The organism is Mesorhizobium sp. P5_C1 (assembly GCF_054049815.1).
On the sequence record NZ_JBFULQ010000893.1, the window covers coordinates 1 to 1,500 of the forward strand.

Here is a 1,500-nt window from a genome sequence, read left to right on the forward strand (position 1 = left end):
GTGGATGGTGGATGCCCGCCAGGTCGCAAGTGCGCTCCATGTCGGCTTCGTGGTGGAAGGCTCTATCCAGCGGCAAAATGGGCGGGTGCGGGTTACCGCGCAGTTGATCGATGCACAAACCGGCAACCATCTTTGGTCGGATCGTTGGGACCGGCCCGCTGAGGACGTGTTCGCCGTCCAGACCGAGATTGCAGAGCAAGTCACCAACCGTCTCGGCAACGGCGTGGGGCTGATTCAGGGAGCGGGGCGGGCTGCGGCGAAGCGTAAACGGCCGGACAACTTGACTGTCTATGATTACTATCTGCTCGGAACCGAAAGGATTGAAAAGATTACCGTAGCCGATGAGGAGGAGGCTATCAGGCTGCTCAACCTCGCTGTCGCGCTGGACCCCGGGTTCGCCCGCGCCTGGGTGGAACTTTATCATGCTCATAACATATTGGCTGGCTTCGGTATCAATCCCGAGAGTGAGATCAAGGCGGCTGCCGATGTAGCCGAACGCGCGGTGCGGCTCGATCCGAGCGACGCCGAGGCGCACGCCGTTTTTGGCATGAGCCTCAAAGAAATGGGCGACAACGCCCGCGCCAAGGTCGAGATGGACACGGCCCTCCGCCTCGCTCCGGGTTCGGCCGAAATCCTGACATTCTATTCCGGCTACGCGGCAGGCTTCGACGAACCCGAACGCGGCGCTCAGTTGGTCGACCAAGTTATACGGCTCGACCCGAATTACCCGATGTGGGCAACTAGTTTCTACTCCACGGCCTATTTTATGGCTGGCCGCTATGAGGACGCCGCGAAGATGCTGGAGCGCAAGACGCCCGATAACTACGGCAAAGGGGATTGGGTGGTGCGTAGCAGCTCCCTCGCGGCACTGGGTCGAACCGATGAGGCGGATGCTTCAGTCAGGGAAACCCTCAAACGGTATCCGGACCTGACCATCGAGGGCCTGGTCAATGAATTCAGCTCGAGCAAGAGGGAACGCGGTCGTTTCATCGAGACAATGCCGCTCGCCGGCTTCCCGCTTTGCGCCAAGCCCGACGGGCTGGCAAAGCTCGCCAAACCAGTGCGACTACCGGAATGCGAGACGGGGGAGGCGCAGCCTCTCGGGCAGCCATAGAACAGCTCGGCCTGAGCGCTGACCGCCCGGTGAAATGAGCATCCCTACAGTGAAAGCCGGCTCGGCAAGTGAAGTCTGGCCAGTGGCGGTTATTCCTGCCCCAGTTACCCGCTCCAGAACGGTCACTCGTCGAGCCAGTATTGGCGGGGACAGCCGAACTGGCGCGAAGCGACAGATTGGCGCTTGGCGACAAATGCCAGTGCGAAGAGACTCCGGGGCGAGCTGTTCGCTTTCACACCAGGCAGGATCGTGTAACCCTGATCGACCAGTTGCAATTTCAGCTCGCTGAGATGCCGTTTGAAGCCGTTCTCGATTTGGCTCCGAGGGTAGCGCCATCCGTTCCTGCACGCTCGGATCAGAATGTCGGAATACAATTCGGCACTAAC

At 60.4% G+C, this 1,500-nt stretch carries 2 protein-coding genes; one reads left to right on the forward strand and one right to left on the reverse strand.

Features of this window, described 5'->3' with window-relative positions; all coding sequences use genetic code 11:
- Window positions 1-1,114: tetratricopeptide repeat protein (locus tag ACXJ7R_RS32335; protein ID WP_457155348.1), on the forward strand; the 1,114-nt coding region annotated here is incomplete at its 5' end.
- A 122-nt stretch (window positions 1,115-1,236) separates the two neighbouring features.
- Here ACXJ7R_RS32335 and ACXJ7R_RS32340 read toward each other — a convergent pair.
- The coding region (locus tag ACXJ7R_RS32340; RefSeq protein ID WP_457155349.1) for a hypothetical protein at window positions 1,237-1,500 on the reverse strand (264 nt) is incomplete at its 5' end.